12 protein-coding genes are annotated in these 16,592 nt (G+C 68.6%); 3 read left to right on the top strand and 9 right to left on the bottom strand.

Annotated elements, in window-relative coordinates; all coding sequences use genetic code 11:
• Positions 1–419: 419 nt before the first annotated feature.
• From ACIQ7Q_RS29830 to thyX, 3 genes are all read right to left on the bottom strand, one after another.
• On the bottom strand, positions 420–2,105 hold the full coding sequence (locus ACIQ7Q_RS29830) for a ribonuclease J (protein ID WP_403868752.1): 1,686 nt from the start codon (positions 2,103–2,105) through the stop codon (positions 420–422).
• 169 nt (positions 2,106–2,274) lie between these two features.
• Positions 2,275–3,174: a 4-hydroxy-tetrahydrodipicolinate synthase gene (dapA, locus tag ACIQ7Q_RS29825; RefSeq protein ID WP_403868750.1), complete on the bottom strand. Its 900-nt coding sequence runs from the start codon at positions 3,172–3,174 to the stop codon at positions 2,275–2,277.
• 202 nt (positions 3,175–3,376) lie between these two features.
• Positions 3,377–4,117, bottom strand: a complete 741-nt coding sequence (gene thyX, locus ACIQ7Q_RS29820; RefSeq protein ID WP_403868747.1) for an FAD-dependent thymidylate synthase — start codon at positions 4,115–4,117, stop codon at positions 3,377–3,379.
• Positions 4,118–4,315: 198 nt separating this feature from the next.
• On the opposite strand from thyX, the gene ACIQ7Q_RS29815 reads away from it, so the two are divergent.
• Complete coding sequence (locus ACIQ7Q_RS29815; RefSeq protein WP_403868744.1) at positions 4,316–4,555, top strand: hypothetical protein; 240 nt, start codon at positions 4,316–4,318, stop codon at positions 4,553–4,555.
• Between the two features lie 127 nt (positions 4,556–4,682).
• The gene (locus ACIQ7Q_RS29810; protein ID WP_403868741.1) at positions 4,683–5,231 is read left to right on the top strand and encodes a hypothetical protein; all 549 of its coding nucleotides are present in this window, start codon (positions 4,683–4,685) and stop codon (positions 5,229–5,231) included.
• Between the two features lie 136 nt (positions 5,232–5,367).
• On the opposite strand, the gene ACIQ7Q_RS29805 is transcribed toward ACIQ7Q_RS29810, so the two are convergent.
• From ACIQ7Q_RS29805 to eccD, 6 genes are all read right to left on the bottom strand, one after another.
• Complete coding sequence (locus ACIQ7Q_RS29805; RefSeq protein ID WP_403868738.1) at positions 5,368–5,820, bottom strand: hypothetical protein; 453 nt, start codon at positions 5,818–5,820, stop codon at positions 5,368–5,370.
• Between the two features lie 9 nt (positions 5,821–5,829).
• The gene (dapB, locus tag ACIQ7Q_RS29800; protein ID WP_403868735.1) at positions 5,830–6,582 is read right to left on the bottom strand and encodes a 4-hydroxy-tetrahydrodipicolinate reductase; all 753 of its coding nucleotides are present in this window, start codon (positions 6,580–6,582) and stop codon (positions 5,830–5,832) included.
• A gap of 32 nt (positions 6,583–6,614) precedes the next feature.
• A complete protein-coding gene (locus ACIQ7Q_RS29795) occupies positions 6,615–7,994 on the bottom strand; it encodes a M16 family metallopeptidase (protein WP_403868732.1) in 1,380 nt (459 codons plus the stop codon).
• Positions 7,991–10,207, bottom strand: a complete 2,217-nt coding sequence (locus tag ACIQ7Q_RS29790) for a polyribonucleotide nucleotidyltransferase (RefSeq protein ID WP_403868729.1) — start codon at positions 10,205–10,207, stop codon at positions 7,991–7,993. The genes ACIQ7Q_RS29795 and ACIQ7Q_RS29790 overlap by 4 nt, the downstream gene beginning before the upstream one ends.
• Before the next feature lie 274 nt (positions 10,208–10,481).
• Positions 10,482–10,772, bottom strand: coding sequence for a 30S ribosomal protein S15 (gene rpsO, locus ACIQ7Q_RS29785; RefSeq protein WP_356629631.1), 291 nt, complete (start codon positions 10,770–10,772; stop codon positions 10,482–10,484).
• Between the two features lie 200 nt (positions 10,773–10,972).
• A complete protein-coding gene (gene eccD, locus ACIQ7Q_RS29780; RefSeq protein WP_403868725.1) occupies positions 10,973–12,451 on the bottom strand; it encodes a type VII secretion integral membrane protein EccD in 1,479 nt (492 codons plus the stop codon).
• Between the two features lie 186 nt (positions 12,452–12,637).
• Between eccD and eccCa the strand changes: the two genes are divergently transcribed.
• On the top strand, positions 12,638–16,591 hold the full coding sequence (gene eccCa / locus ACIQ7Q_RS29775) for a type VII secretion protein EccCa (RefSeq protein ID WP_403868722.1): 3,954 nt from the start codon (positions 12,638–12,640) through the stop codon (positions 16,589–16,591).
• The last annotated feature ends 1 nt before the right edge of the window (position 16,592 follow it).

Genomic DNA, 16,592 nt, shown 5'->3' with positions numbered 1-16,592 from the left:
CCATCCGAAGATGGACGGGGTATCAACATATCTGGCGTTGATTTTTGGCACACTGTTGAGTTCTCAAGGAACGGACGCTTCCTTTGTACTCACCCACAGAACACTTTCTGGGGCTTTCCTCCGGGCGCTTCCCTTCGATCTTGCGTTTCCGACTCTATCAGACTCTTTCGTGTCCGATTCCCGGCCGGCGGGCTCTCTGCTCAGCAGAGAATTTCTTGCTTGCCTTCCGGTTCTTCGCTTTCGCGTTTCCCTTTCCGGCGACTCCGACTTTATCAGAGATTCTGAGTCGGAATTCCCCGCCCCCTTCGGGCGCCACGAAGCACACATGAGTGTGCGGGGTTCCCGTTCAGGCGGAGCCGTAAACGTACTGGAGCGGGGCGCCCCGATGCAAATCGGGGGCCCCGCGCCAGTGTTGGGTGTCAGACCTCGACGACGACCGGGAGGATCATCGGGCGCCGGCGGTAGGTGTCGGAGACCCACTTGCCCACCGTGCGGCGAACAAGTTGCTGCAGCTGGTGGGGTTCGGCGACGCCGTCGGAGGCCGCCTTGGCGATCGCGTCCTCGATCTTGGGCATGACGGCCGAGAACGCCGGGTCTTCGATACCCGAACCCCTCGCATGGATGTTGGGCCCGCCCACGACCTTGCCCGTCGTGCTGTCGACGACGAGGAAGACGGAGATGATGCCCTCTTCGCCGAGGATGCGGCGGTCCTTCAGTGCGGGCTCCGTGACATCGCCGACCGAGAGGCCGTCGACGTACACATAACCGGCCTGGACCTTGCCGACGATTTTGGCCTTGCCGTCGACGAGGTCGACGACAACACCGTCCTCGGCGATCACGATGCGGTCCTTGGGAACACCGGTCAGGGCGCCGAGCTCCGCATTGGCTCGCAGGTGGCGCCACTCGCCGTGAACCGGCATGAGGTTCTTCGGCTTGCAGATGTTGTAGAAGTACAGCAGCTCGCCGGCCGACGCGTGGCCGGAGACATGGACTTTGGCGTTGCCCTTGTGGACGACGTTCGCGCCCCAGCGGGTCAGGCCGTTGATCACGCGGTAGACCGCGTTCTCGTTGCCCGGGATCAGGGACGACGCCAGGATGACCGTGTCCCCCTGGACGATACGGATCTGGTGATCACGGTTGGCCATCCGGGAGAGGGCCGCCATGGGCTCGCCCTGGGATCCCGTGCAGATGAGAACGACCTCGTGGTCCGGGAGATCGTCCAGGGTCTTGACGTCTACGACCAACCCGGCCGGAACCCGCAGGTATCCCAGGTCGCGGGCGATGCCCATGTTGCGAACCATCGAACGTCCGACGAAGGCGACCCGCCTGCCGTACTCGTGGGCGGCGTCGAGGATCTGCTGGATGCGGTGCACATGGCTGGCGAAACTCGCCACGATGATGCGCTTCTGGGCGTTCGCGAAGACCGTCCGCAGGACGTTCGAGATCTCACGCTCCGGCGGGACGAACCCCGGGACCTCCGCATTCGTCGAATCCGAAAGCAGGAGGTCGATGCCCTCCTCGCTCAGACGCGCGAACGCGTGGAGGTCGGTGAGGCGCCGGTCCAGCGGCAGCTGGTCCATCTTGAAGTCGCCGGTGTGGACCACCATGCCCGCGGGGGTGCGGATGGCGACCGCCAGGGCGTCCGGGATGGAGTGGTTGACCGCGATGAATTCGCAGTCGAAGGGGCCGATCCGCTCGCGATGCCCCTCTGTCACCTCGAGGGTGTAGGGGCGGATGCGGTGCTCCTGGAGCTTGGCCTCGATCAGGGCGAGGGTCAGCTTGGAGCCGATCAGCGGAATGTCCGGCTTCAGGCGGAGCAGGAACGGGACGCCGCCGATGTGGTCCTCGTGGCCGTGCGTGAGCACGATGCCGTCGATGTCGTCGAGGCGGTCCTTGATGGTGGTGAAGTCCGGCAGGATCAGGTCGATCCCGGGCTGCTCGTCCTCTGGGAACAGGACGCCGCAGTCGACGATGAGCAGTCGGCCGTCGTATTCGAAGACGGTCATGTTCCGGCCGATCTCACCGAGACCGCCGAGCGGGGTGACGCGCAGGCCGCCCTGAGGCAGCTTGGGCGGCGCACCGAGTTCAGGATGCGGATGACTCAAAAGACTCTCCTCACCATGTACGCCACGTACCGCGGGGGCACGTGGCGTACATGACATACGTGCACTTGCTGTGTCTGTGTCCGGCCGGGTCCGTGCGGCCGACCGGTGTCGGTCGGCCTCGTGTCGGTCTCATCAGCCGGTTCTGCGCTTATTCAGTTGTGAAGTCTGTTCAGAGCTCTACCCCACCGGCGGTCAGGTCGACCTTGAGCTGTGCGGTTTCTTCCGGCGACAGCTCGACGAGGGGAAGGCGCAGCGGACCGGCCGGTAGTCCCTGGAGCGTCAGCGCCGCCTTGGTGGTGATGACGCCCTGGGTGCGGAACATGCCCGTGAAGACCGGGAGCAGCTTCTGGTGGATCTCCGTCGCCTTCTGGACGTCCCCGCCGCGGTAGGCGTCGAGCAGCGCACGGAGCTCAGGAGTGACCACGTGGCCCACGACGGAGACGAATCCGCAGGCGCCGACCGAGAGCAGCGGCAGGTTGAGCATGTCGTCGCCCGAGTACCAGGCGAGGCCGCTGCGGGCGATGGCCCAGCTGGCGCGGCCCAGGTCGCCCTTGGCGTCCTTGTTCGCGACGATCCGCGGGTGGTCGGCAAGGCGCACGATCGTCTCGGTGTCGATCGGGACGCCGCTGCGTCCGGGGATGTCGTACAGCATCACCGGCAACTCCGTCGCGTCGGCGATGGCCGTGAAGTGACGGAGCAGGCCCTGCTGAGGGGGCTTGTTGTAGTAGGGGGTCACAGCGAGCAGGCCGTGCGCGCCGGCGCGCTCGGCCGCGCGGGCGAGTTCGACGCTGTGGCGTGTGTCGTTGGTGCCGATGCCGGCGACGACGTGGGCACGGTCTCCGACCGCTTCCAGCACGGCCCGTACAAGCTGGTCTTTCTCCGCGTCGCCGGTGGTGGGCGACTCGCCGGTGGTGCCATTGATGACCAGGCCGTCGTTGCCTGCGTCCACCAGATGGGCGGCCAGCTGCTGGGCGCCTTCGAGGTCAAGTGCGCCGTCCGCCGTGAAGGGCGTGACCATGGCGGTAAGAACCCGCCCGAAGGGGGTCTGCGGAGTGGAGATCGGAGCCATGGGTAACACGCTACTCGCTGCTCAGCGCAGGGGGTCCCCTCGGGGGACGTGACGTACGACGTGGCATGCGGAGCCCGGCACTGCCTGCTCGGGGGTTCAAGCAGTGCCGGGTCCGTTTGATCAGCCTAGATGAACTTCTCGAAACGCCGCAATACGGACACTTCTCCAGGCTGACCGTACATCTGTGCCCTAGAGAGCGATCCTACGGAGCGACCCGCCCGTTGGCGTTGAAGGCGGCGGAGGTGAGCGGCATGAGCTTCGCCCAGTGCTGCTCCATCTTCTCGCCGACCATCTCGATCTCACGCTGTGGGAAGGACGGCACCTTGGCGTCGTCGTGCTGGGTGCGCAGGCCGAGGAAATGCATCAGCGAGCGGGCGTTGCACGTCGCGTACATCGACGAGTACATGCCGACCGGCAGCACAGCCCGGGCGACCTCGCGGGCGACGCCCGCGTCGAGCATCTCCAGATAGGCCTCGTACGCCTGGCGGTAGGAGTCCTCCATCACCCGCCCGGTGAGCTCCTGCTGGGCCGCGGTGCCCTCGACGAAGACGTACTTCCCCGGGCGGCCCTCCTGGACGAGCTTGCGCTCGGCGTCCGGCACGTAGAACACCGGGTCCAGGCGGCGGTAGCGGCCCGACTCCTCGTTGTACGACCAGCCGACGCGATGCCGCATGAACTCGCGGAAGACGAAGATCGGGGCACTGATGAAGAAGGTCATCGAGTTGTGCTCGAAGGGGCTGCCGTGGCGGTCGCGCATCAGGTAGTTGATGAGGCCCTTGGAGCGCTCCGGATCCTTCGAGAGCTCGTCGAGGGACTGCTCGCCCGCGGTGGAGACACGGGCCGCCCACAGCACGTCGGAGTCTCCGGCCGTGTGCTTCACCAGCTCGACTGTGACATCGCTGCGGAAGCTGGGCTTTACGTTCTCTGCGGGGGTCTGGCTCACCGGCGCGGTCCTTCCAGTTGCATCGCTCGGGCGGCGTCCACTCTACGGGGCGGCACTGACAGCGAAGACCATGACGCCACTCGGGTGTCCTTTGGTCAATTCGGGGAATTCGGGCACCGAATGGCCGTGTTGCTCGTCTATACCAGTAGCGGCGTCCAGTCCCGCAGCTTCCGTGACGATTTTCTAGGAGAGTCCCTGATGTTCCGCCGGCGAGAAGCCGTCCCCTTCGCGTTCGTCGCCGAGGCCGACGCCTTCCGCAGTAACGTCGCTCCCCCGCCCCGTACCCGACCCAGCCGCTCGCAGCTCGCGGGCCGGGTGCTCGTCGGGCTGACCGTCGTCGGCGGACTCGTCGGCTCCCTGCTCTTCGGGCTTCCCGCCCTGGAGACCGGTCGGACGCCGGCTCATTCGCAGCAGTCCGAAGCCTCCCAGGGGCGCTGACCCTCCGCCGGCTGCCCGGTGTCCTGGGACGCGCCCCAGGGCACCCTGGGGTGGTCGCGCTCCGGCGGTCTCGGTAGCCTCACCCGGGCACAGCCCAATCGAGTGTGCTGGTGAGTGAGGATCCGTCGTGCCCCTGCCCTTCCTGACGGCCGACCGTGCTTTTGACACGCAAGCGGATGATGTCGCGCTGCCCTTCGACGATCACGACGAGTGGCGGCGTCCGTACCGCCCGGGGCCGTGGCGGGTGGGGGCCGCGGCTCTCATGCTGCTGCTCGCCTCGTTCGTGCTGATCGCAGCGATGATCATCGCCTTCGCGGGCGCCCTGCCCGGCGCCGGTGCGTGCTTCGCCCTCGGTGCCGTGGTGATCGCGGCCGCACTGCGACTGCTCCGTATGGGCGTCTGGGTCAGCCGCCACGGCCTGCGGCGCGTGGCGTTCCTGACGACCGGCACGACGCACTGGCAGCGCACCTCGGAGCTGCGCACCGTGCAGCAGCCGGTGCGCTGGCTCGGGCTGCCCCGCACCGTACAGGGGCAGGCACTCGTGATGGTTCGGCACGGCGCGGAGCCGCTCACGCTGCTCACCGACCACAACGCCGATTTCTTGTCCCGCCCGGAAGCTTTCGACCGGGCGGCCGACACCGTGGAGGCGTGGGGCTCGGAGTACCGCGCCGGCTGACTCCTGCGGGGGCCGGCTCGCTGATCGAACCGGAGCCGGCTCCGAAGCGTTCGGCGAGCAGGTCCGAGGTCGACAGGAACGTCTCCGCGCTCCAAGACCGGACCGGCTTCGGGACCGTTGCTGCGCCCCGGACGAGTCAGCTCGGAACGGGCCTGCCGTCGTGCAGCGCGATCGCGCGCTGCATCGCCCGGCGGGCCCGAGGTGTGTCGCGGGCGTCGTGGTAGGCGACGGCCAGCCGGAACCAGCAGCGCCAGTCGTCCGGTGAATCCTCCGTCTCGGCCCGGCGCTTGGCGAACACGGCGTCCGCGGAGTCACGGTCGATACGGCCGCCCGGGGTGCGGACCAGCTCGTCGACGGGCAGCCCGCCCTCCGCCTCCAGTTCCGCGGCGAGCTGGTTGGCCCGGCTGACGAACTGCGTGTTCTTCCACAGGAACCAGACGCCGATCACCGGCAGGATCAGCACCGCGGCGCCGAAGGTGACGGTGATGGCGGTGCCCTGCTGTATGAGCATCACGCCGCGGCTGCCGACCAGGACGAAGTAGACGACCAGGACGGCTGCCGTGACGAAGTACGTGATCTTTGCGCGCATGATTCCGCTTCAGCTCAGGTCGAGGAAGTTCTCCAGGCCGAAGGTGAGGCCGGGAGCGGAGACCACACGGCGGACGCCGAGCAGGATGCCGGGCATGAAGCTGCTGTGGTGCAGGGAGTCATGACGGATGGTGAGCGTCTCTCCCTCACCGCCCAGCAGAACCTCTTGGTGGGCGAGCAGCCCGCGCAGCCGCACCGCGTGCACCGGGACCCCGTCGACATTCGCGCCTCGCGCGCCGTCCAGAGCGGTGACGGTGGCATCGGGCTGGGCGGCGCAGCCGGCATCGGCGCGGGCCGCGGCGATCAGCTGGGCCGTGCGGGTGGCGGTGCCGCTCGGGGCGTCGGCCTTGTTCGGATGGTGCAGCTCGACGACCTCGACGGACTCGAAGTAACGCGCCGCCTGCTGGGCGAACTTCATGGTGAGGACCGCGCCGATGGAGAAGTTGGGCGCGATGAGCACACCGGTCTCGGGGGACGCGGCGAGCGAGGTGTTGAGCTGCGCGAGGCGGTCATCGGTCCAGCCGGTGGTACCGACGACGGCGTGCATTCCGTGGCGTACGCAGAAGTCGAGGTTCCCCATCACCGACGCGGGGGTGGTGAGCTCGACGACGACCTGGGCACCGGACTCCACGAGGGACTCCAGCTTGTCGCCGCGGCCGAGCGCCGCGACCAGTTCCATGTCGTCGGCGGCCTCGACGGCTCGTACCGCTTCCGAGCCGATACGGCCCTTGGCACCGAGGACGGCCACGCGCAGCTTGCTCATCGCTAACTTCCCTTGCTTTTAGAAGACCGCTTCTAGGAAACCGCTTCGTGGAGACGGTCCGCCTGCTTGTCCTTGAGCGGGCCGATCACCGACAACGACGGGCGCCGGCCCAGTACGTCCGTGGCCACCGCGCGTACCTCGTCAGGGGTGACGGCGGCTATCCGGGCGAGCATCTCGTCGACCGACATCTGCTCGCCCCAGCACAGCTCGCTCTTACCGATACGGTTCATCAGCGCGCCGGTGTCCTCCAGACCGAGGACCGTGGAGCCGGAGAGCTGGCCGATCGCGCGGCCGATCTCCTCGTCCGACAGCCCGTGGGAGGCGACCCGGTCGAGCTCGTCGCGGCAGATCTTGAGCACGTCGTGGACCTGGCTGGGCCGGCAGCCCGCGTACACACCGAACAGGCCGGTGTCGGCGAAGCCCGAGGTGTACGAGTACACGCTGTAGGCGAGGCCGCGCTTCTCCCTGACCTCCTGGAAGAGACGGGAGGACATACCGCCGCCAAGGGCCGTGTTCAGCACGCCGAGCGCCCACCGACGGTCGTCGGTGCGGGCGAGGCCGGGCATGCCGAGCACGACATGGGCCTGCTCCGTCTTGCGGTTCAGCAGGTCGACCTTGCCCGCGGTGCGCAGGGCGCGGCTGCCGTCGCGGGGCGCGGTGGGCACCGCGTCCGTACGGGTCAGAGCACCGGCCGAGTCGAACGCGCGGCGGACCTGACGTACGACCGTGGCGTGGTCGATGTTGCCCGCTGCGGCGACGACCAGGTGGGTCGGGTCGTAGTGCTTCTTGTAGAAGCGCCGGACGCGGTCGGCGGTCAGGGCGTTCACGGTGTCGACGGTGCCGAGGACCGGGCGGCCCAGCGGGGTGTCGCCGAACATGGTCTGCGCGAACAGATCGTGGACGCAGTCGCCCGGGTCGTCCTCGGTCATCGCGATCTCTTCGAGGATGACGCCGCGCTCTGCTTCTACGTCCTCCTGGAGGATCAGCGAACCGGTGAGCATGTCGCACACCACGTCGATGGCGAGCGGCAGGTCCGTGTCGAGCACCCGTGCGTAGTAGCAGGTGTACTCCTTGGCCGTGAAGGCGTTCATCTCGCCGCCGACCGCGTCGATCGCCGCCGAGATGTCGAGGGCGGAGCGCTTGCGCGTGCCCTTGAACAGGAGGTGCTCGAGATAGTGCGTGGCGCCGCCGAGCGAGGGGGTCTCGTCGCGGGAGCCCACGTTGGCCCAGATGCCGAAGGTGGCGGACCGCACGGACGGCAGGGTCTCCGTGACGACGCGCAGGCCGCCGGGGAGGGTGGTGCGCCGGACGGTGCCGATGCCGTTCTGGCCCTGGAGGAGCGTTTGGGTACGGGCGACGGCCCGCGCCTCCGAGGAGGTGCGGGCCGTCGCCTGTGAACTACGGGACGTCACTTGTCGGTGTCGTCCTTCGTGTCGTCGCCCTCTTCGCCCTCGATCACGGGGATGAGGGAGAGCTTGCCGCGGGAGTCGATCTCGGCGATCTCGACCTGGACATTGGAGCCCACCGCGAGCACGTCCTCGACGTTTTCCACACGCTTGCCACCGGCGAGCTTACGGATCTGCGAGATGTGCAGCAGACCGTCCTTGCCCGGGAGCAGGGACACGAACGCACCGAAGGTGGTCGTCTTCACGACCGTGCCCAGGTAGCGCTCGCCGACCTCCGGCATGGTCGGGTTGGCGATGCCGTTGATCGTGGCGCGGGCGGCCTCGGCCTGCGAGCCCTGGGCGGCACCGATGTAGATGGTGCCGTCGTCCTCGATCGTGATGTCGGCGCCGGTGTCCTCCTGGATCTGGTTGATCATCTTGCCCTTGGGGCCGATGACCTCACCGATCTTGTCCACGGGGATCTTGACGGTGATGATCCGCGGGGCGTTCGGGGACATCTCGTCCGGGACGTCGATGGCCTCGTTCATCACATCGAGGATGTGGAGGCGGGCGTCGCGGGCCTGCTTCAGCGCGGCGGCCAGGACCGAGGCGGGGATGCCGTCGAGCTTGGTGTCGAGCTGGAGCGCGGTGACGAACGTCTTCGTGCCGGCGACCTTGAAGTCCATGTCGCCGAAGGCGTCCTCGGCACCGAGGATGTCGGTGAGCGCGACGTAGTGCGTCTTGCCGTCGATCTCCTCGGAGATCAGACCCATGGCGATACCGGCGACAGGGGCCTTCAGCGGCACACCGGCGTTCAGCAGCGACATGGTGGAGGCACAGACCGAGCCCATGGACGTCGAACCGTTGGAGCCGAGGGCCTCGGACACCTGACGGATCGCGTACGGGAACTCCTCGCGCGTCGGCAGCACCGGCACGATGGCGCGCTCGGCGAGAGCGCCATGGCCGATCTCACGGCGCTTGGGCGAGCCCACGCGGCCGGTCTCACCGACGGAGTACGGCGGGAAATTGTAGTTGTGCATGTAGCGCTTGCGGGTCACCGGGGAGAGGGTGTCCAGCTGCTGCTCCATGCGGAGCATGTTGAGGGTGGTGACGCCCAGGATCTGGGTCTCGCCACGCTCGAACAGCGCCGATCCATGCACGCGCGGGATGGCCTCGACCTCGGCGGCGAGGGTACGGATGTCCGTGATCCCGCGGCCGTCGATGCGGACCTTGTCCTTGATGATCCGCTCGCGGACCAGCTTCTTGGTCAGCGCGCGGTAGGCACCGGAGATCTCCTTCTCGCGGCCCTCGAAGGCCGGGAGGAGCTTCTCGGCGGCGAGCTCCTTGATGCGGTCGAGCTCGGTCTCGCGCTCCTGCTTGCCGGCAATGGTGAGCGCCTGGGCGAGCTCGCTCTTGACGGCGGCGGTGAGCGCCTCCAGGACGTCGTCCTGGTAGTCGAGGTAGACGGGGAACTCACCGGTGGGCTTGGCGGCCTTGGCGGCGAGGTCCGACTGTGCCTTGCACAAGACCTTGATGAACGGCTTCGCGGCCTCGAGACCGGCGGCGACGACCTCCTCGGTCGGCGCCTCGGCGCCGCCCTTGACGAGCTCGATCGTCTTCTCGGTGGCCTCGGCCTCGACCATCATGATCGCGACGTCGCCGTCCTCCAGGACGCGACCGGCGACCACCATGTCGAAGACGGCGTCCTCGAGCTCGGTGTGCGTCGGGAAGGCGACCCACTGGCCCTTGATCAGCGCGACACGGGTGCCGCCGATCGGGCCGGAGAAGGGCAGGCCGGCCAGCTGCGTGGAGCAGGAGGCGGCGTTGATCGCGACCACGTCGTACAGGTGGTCGGGGTTGAGAGCCATGATCGTCTCGACGATCTGGATCTCGTTGCGCAGGCCCTTCTTGAAGGAGGGGCGCAGCGGCCGGTCGATCAGGCGGCAGGTGAGGATCGCGTCCTCGGAGGGCCGGCCCTCACGACGGAAGAAGGAGCCGGGGATCTTGCCGGCCGCGTACATGCGCTCCTCGACGTCCACCGTGAGGGGGAAGAAGTCGAGCTGGTCCTTGGGCTTCTTGGAAGCGGTGGTGGCCGACAGCACCATGGTGTCGTCGTCCAGGTACGCAACGGCGGAGCCGGCGGCCTGCTTGGCCAGGCGGCCCGTCTCGAAGCGGATGGTGCGGGTACCGAAGGCGCCGTTGTCGATGACAGCCTCGGCGTAGTGGGTCTCGTTCTCCACCAGCGGTTTCTCCTACATTCGTCTTTTCGTCCCCGCGCCCGTGTGGCCGGGGACCGTGGCGGAGAAGCGCGCCTTGTGTGCGGGCCGGTCTTCGATCGAAGCACCCGGGTGATTGCGTCCGGGGGCCACTACCGAGGACCGGCGGCGAGGAGGCGGCTTCTCGCGCGATGAGTGTGGCGTTGTGCAGACCAGACTAATTGCCGTCCGGCACATTGCGCACGTACAGCAAAGGGAGCGGCCCCCTAAGAGTGGGAACCGCTCCCTTCACGGCGTCTTACTTGGCACCGCCGGCCGCACCGCGGCGGATACCGAGCCGGTCCACCAGCGTACGGAAGCGCTGGATGTCCTTCTTGGCCAGGTACTGCAGCAGGCGGCGGCGCTGGCCGACCAGGATCAGCAGACCACGACGGGAGTGGTGGTCGTGCTTGTGCGTCTTGAGGTGCTCGGTCAGGTCCGAGATGCGGCGGGAGAGCATCGCAACCTGAACCTCGGGGGAGCCGGTGTCGCCCTCCTTGGTGCCGAACTCGGTGATGATCTGCTTCTTCGTAGCGGCGTCGAGAGACACTCGGTACTCCTCAATGGTTTCGATGCGCCCGCGAGTGCCCCTGGTCTCTGTCTCAGGGGAGCTTCCGTGACTCGGAGGCGGAGGTCCGTCGAGCGCTCCTCCCGGGTGATCCGGGGGGCGCGAACACAAACGGCCGTTGCACAGCGTACCAGCCCGGCGGAGCTCAGCCGCAGCGCCCGCCCGGCTGCGGCGGCGCCCGCCTAGCTGGTGAGCGAGCGCGCCGCGTTGTAGACGTCGAGAACGGCGAGGCAGAGCGGCACCAGCGCGAGCAGCACCGCGCCCTCCGCGATGTCGAGGAGGCGGCCCCAGAAGGGCGAGAGGCCCTTCTTCGGGATGACCAGGCCGATCGCGGTGATCAGCGCGGCGCCCGCGGCCACCGTGGCGGTCAGCCAGATCGTACGGATGTCAAGGCCTCCCCGGTCGCCGTACATCAGGAGGTCCTTCACCAGGTCGACCGGGGGGTTCAGGGAGAGACCGAGCACCAGCAGGGCGATCGCGGCGATGCCCGCGACCAGGGCGCACGCCACCTGGGAGGTGTAGCGGAAGAGACGGGCGCGCAGCAGCATCGCGAGGCCGGCTGCCAGCGCCAGCAGCTGGCCCCACACGTTGCTGGAGAAGCCGAGCACGGCGGCGCAGCCGACAACGACAGCGGCGCAGCCGCCGACCAGGCCGAGCAGCATCTCGTGGCCCCGGCGGGCCTGCGCGGCGATCCTCTCGGCGTCGACCGGCTCCGCCTCGGGCGTCTCGTTCGGGTCGGCGTAGGCGTCGTCGTCGAACTCGTCGGCGGCGCTGCGGGGAGAGGCGTAGCCGATGGGCAGCCGGGCGAAACGGGCGGAGAGGCCGGGCAGGAAGGCGACCAGGCCGATGGCGACGGGAACGACGACGGCCGCGGTCTCCGTCGCGGACGACTCGGTCACGATCGCCACGAAGGTGGCGACGGTGCCGGTCACGGCGAGGAACGTGGCCGCGACGAAGGGGGCGTCGCCACTGGGCGTGAGGGCGACGAGGACGACCGAGGCGACCAGGACGGTCACGCAGCCGAGGAGGAACTGCAGTCGGCCCGGGCCGTGACCCGCGTCCGGGCCGATGATCCCGGAGCCCGCGATGAGCAGCAGCGGCAGAGCCCCGAGTCCGAGACCGACGGCTGTGGCACGGTCGGCGTAGACGCGTGCCCGTACGCCCGCGAAGGCCGTGAGGAGCACTCCGGCGGCACCCGCGATGATGCCGGGCAGGCTGTGCATGTCGTGGCGGACCGGATCGGCGAACCAGAGAACGAAGCCCATGAGGACGAGCAGCAGGACGCCACCGACGAGGCCGGCACCGCGCAGCAGGTCGTCGCCCCACAGATGCCGGTCACGGACCACCGCGGAGGCCACGGCGTCCGAGACGTCGTCGAAGACGGCGGGGGGCAGCGACTCGGCGAAGGGACGCAGGCTCAGCACTTCTCCGTCGAGTACCTGCTGGGCGGAGAGCGAGCGCGCGCCGTCCAGGACCGTGCCGTCCCGTCGGACCAGGTGGTAGCCGGTCGGTGCGCCCGGCGTCTGGGTCTGACCGGTCAGGCGCAGGATCTCCGGGTAGACGTCGGCGACGGCGATGTCCTCGGGGAGGGCGACATCGATACGGCTGTCCGGCGCCACGACTGTGACGCGGCAGAAGCCGGTCGCTGCGGTCGTACTCACGTGTGTGGACCCCCTGATTCGCGGTTGCGCACGATGCGCGCGCCACCCTACCGGGACACACCCGATGGGTCTGCAAGTAGGATCACCGTCGCGCGGAGGGGAGCGCGCCGAACACCCGGTCCCGGGAGTGTCGGTGGCGGAACCGGCCCATCCGTCTTCCGTCCGTCTCGAGGGATTGATGCTCCGGTGAGCCAGATCGTCGTGAAACGCCCGCCGAGGTCCCTGCCACCCGAAGTTCCCACGGGGGAACTGACACTGGAGGCACCTCCGGAGCTGCCGCGTGGCCAGCAGGAGGGCATGCTGATGCAGATCCTGCCGGTCCTCGGCATGGGCTCGTCGGTGGTCTTCTTCTTCTCGCCGCAAGCGCCTCCGTTCATGCGCATCATGGGTGTTCTGATGCTGGTCTCGACCGTTGCGATGGTCGTGGCCCAGGTCGTCAGATTCCGCAGGGGTACGCAGGGGCAAATGGCCGATGTCCGGCGGGACTACCTCAAATACCTCTCCCAGACCCGCCGTACGGTGCGCAAGACCGCGCGCAAGCAGCGTGACGCACAGCTCTATCTGCACCCCTCCCCCGAGCAGTTGTGGTCGGTGGTGGCCGAGGGGTCGCGCCTGTGGGAACGACGGGTGGGCGACAAGGACTTCGCGCAAGTTCGCGTCGGCCTCGGGGCGCAGCAGCTCGCGACGCCCCTGATCGCACCGGAGACCGCGCCGGTCGACGAGTTGGAGCCGCTGGCGGCAGGCGCGATGCAGCAGTTCCTGGCCACCCACGGCTCGCTGGACGGGCTGCCGATGGCCGTCTCGATGCGCGCCTTCTACCACGTGACCGTCTCGGGCGAGCCCGAGTCGGCGCAGTCCGCGGCGCGGGCGCTCGTGTCCCAACTGGTGACGCTGCACTCGCCCGAGGACCTGATGCTCGCCGTGGTGGCTGCGCCCGGCGCGGTCGCGCGGTGGGACTGGACGAAGTGGCTGCCGCACACACAGGTGCACAGCCAGGTGGACGGTGCGGGCACCAAGCGGCTGTTCGGTGACGACCTCGGAGAGCTGGAGCAGCTGCTGCACAGCCGGCTCGACGGCCGGCCGCGGTTCAGCCGTGAGAACCAGCCCGTGATGGACCAGCCGCACATCGTCGTCGTGCTCGACGGCGGGACAGTCCCGCCCGATTCGCTGTTCGCGGCGGCCGAGGGGCTGCAGGGCGTCACCATCGTCGAGGTCGTCTCCGGCAATCTGGACGAGCCGCGTGGCGGGCTGTCCGTGGTCGTGAGGCCGGGCCGGCTCCGTCTGGAGTCCGGGTCTCGGGTGGCGTACGAGGGCGTGCCCGACGGCATTTCGCTGCCGGCTGCCGAAGCCCTCGCGCGTCAGCTGGCTCCGCTGCGGATGGGCGGAGGCGACGACGACGAACCCCTGCTCGCCAACCTCGACTTCACCGATCTGCTCAACCTGGGCGACGCCGCCGGAATCGACGTGGCCCGCACCTGGCGGCCCCGTTCGGTCGCCGAACGGCTGCGGGTCCCGATCGGTGTCGGTGAGGACGGGCAGCCCGTCATGCTGGACCTGAAGGAAGCCGCGCAGGAGGGCATGGGCCCGCACGGCCTGTGCGTCGGCGCGACCGGTTCCGGAAAGTCGGAACTGCTGCGGACCCTGGTACTCGGCCTTGCGGTCACCCACTCCTCGGAAACGCTCAACTTCGTCCTCGCGGACTTCAAGGGTGGTGCGACGTTCGCGGGCATGTCGCAGATGCCGCACGTCGCCGCCGTCATCACCAACCTGTCGGACGACCTGACGCTGGTCGACCGCATGGGCGACGCGATCCGCGGTGAATTGCAGCGCCGTCAGGAACTGCTGCACAAGTCGGGCAACTACGCCAACATCCACGACTACGAGAAGGCACGCGCGGCCGGCGCCGCGCTGGAGCCGCTCGCCTCGCTGGTGCTGGTGCTCGACGAGTTCTCCGAGCTGCTCACCGCCAAGCCCGACTTCATCGACATGTTCATCCAGATCGGCCGGATCGGTCGTTCGCTGGGTGTGCATCTGCTGCTCGCCTCGCAGCGTCTGGAGGAGGGCAAGCTGCGGGGTCTCGACACCTACCTGTCGTACCGGATCGGTCTGCGGACCTTCTCGGCGGCCGAGTCGCGCACGGCGATCGGCGTGCCCGACGCCTACCACCTGCCGTCGGTGCCCGGTTCCGGTTACCTCAAGTTCGGCACCGACGAGATGACCCGCTTCAAGGCGGCTTACGTGTCCGGTACGTACCGGACCGGCGGGCCGGACCTGTCGGTGGGTCAGCTGCCCATCGAGCGGCGGCCCGCGGTGTTCACCGCGGCGCCGGTGCCGGTCGTGTACGCGGCTCCCGACCCGGCCGCGAGCACCGGACCGAGCAGGTCGGACGACGAGGCTCTCGCGGACACCGTCCTCGATGTGATCGTGCGCCGCCTGGAGGGACAGGGCGTGCCGGCGCACCAGGTGTGGCTGCCGCCCCTCGACCAGGCGCCGACGCTGGACCAGCTGCTGCCCGATCTCGCGCCGACCGCGGACCGCGGTCTGACCGCGGCCGAGTACACACGGCCCGGTGGTCTCGTCGTCCCGCTCGGCCTGATCGACAAGCCGTTCGAGCAGCGCCGCGAGGTGCTGTACCGGGACTTCTCCGGGGCCGCGGGCCACATGATGGTCGTCGGCGGACCGCAGTCCGGCAAGTCGACGCTGATGCGGACCTTGATCTCGTCGTTCGCCCTCACGCACACGCCGAGCGAAGTTCAGTTCTACGCACTGGACTTCGGCGGCGGCGGCCTGTCGTCCCTCGCGGACCTGCCGCACGTCGGTGGCGTCGCTTCACGTCTCGACCCGGAGCGGGTGCGGCGTGCGGTCGCAGAGGTGCTGGGCGTGCTGAACCGGCGCGAGGAGTTCTTCCGGGCCAACGGCATCGACTCCATCCAGACGTACCGTCGCAAGCGCGCCGCAGGCGAACTGCCCGGCGAGGCATGGGGAGACGTCTTCCTGGTCATCGACGGCTGGGGCGGGTTCAAGAACGACTACGAGATGCTCGAGACGATCGTCTCGGACCTCGCGGCGCGTGGCCTCGGCTACGGCATCCACGTCGTGATCACCGCGGCCCGCTACATGGAGGTGCGCGCGGCGCTCAAGGACCAGATGCTCGGCCGGCTCGAGCTGCGCCTCGGTGACGTGATGGACTCCGAGTTCGACCGCAAGGTCGCGGCGAACGTCCCGGCGGGCGTTCCGGGCCGTGGCCAGGTCCCGGAAAAGCTGCACTTCATGACGGCGCTGCCGCGCATCGACTCCGTCAGCAGCTCCGGCGATCTCGCGGAGGGCGCAGAGGCGCTCGTCCAGGCCGTCAAGGGCCACTGGTCGGGACCGGCGGCACCGACGGTCAGGCTGCTGCCCCGCAGGCTGCCCGCGGAGCAGCTGCCCAAGGGCTTCGAGTACCCGCAGCACGGCATCGCCATCGGCATCGACGAGACGAACCTGGAGCCGGTGTTCGTCGACTTCGAGACGGACCCGTTCCTCATGGTCTTCGGCGAGAGCGAGTCGGGGAAGACCAACCTGCTGCGGCTCGTCGCCAAGCAGATCTGCGAGCGGTACACACCGGAGCAGGCGCGCATCGTGGTCGGCGACTACCGGCGCACCCTGCTGGAGGCGGTCCCGGCGTCCCACCTGCTCGAGTACGCGCCGATGGCATCGGCCATGGAGATGCACATGGACGCGATCTCCACCGTCATGGAACGCCGCGCGCCGAAGCCGGACATCACGCCGCAGCAGCTGCGCGACCGGAGCTGGTGGAGCGGACCGCAGCTGTTCATTCTGATCGACGACTACGAGCTGGTCGCCACGAACTCGGGCAACCCGCTGGCGAAACTGGCGGAGCATCTGCCCTTCGCACGTGACGTCGGTGTCCGCTTCATCGTCGCCCGCAACGCCGCGGGCGCCTCGAGGGCCATGTACGAGCCGTTCATGCAGCGTATGAAGGAGCTGGGCGCACAGGGTGTCGTCCTCTCCGGAGACCCGAGCGAGGGCGACATCATGGGCAACGTGCGCGCCCGTCCGATGCCTCAGGGCCGAGGCACCTTCGTGTCACGGAAGAGGGGCAACCCGCTGGTGCAGATCGGCTGGTACCCGGGGCAGTGAG

Source organism: Streptomyces sp. NPDC096176 (assembly GCF_044763255.1).
Taxonomy (GTDB): Bacteria; Actinomycetota; Actinomycetes; order Streptomycetales; family Streptomycetaceae; genus Streptomyces.
The sequence above is the reverse complement of the archived record's forward strand: the minus strand, read 5'-3'. Positions and strand labels throughout refer to the sequence as shown.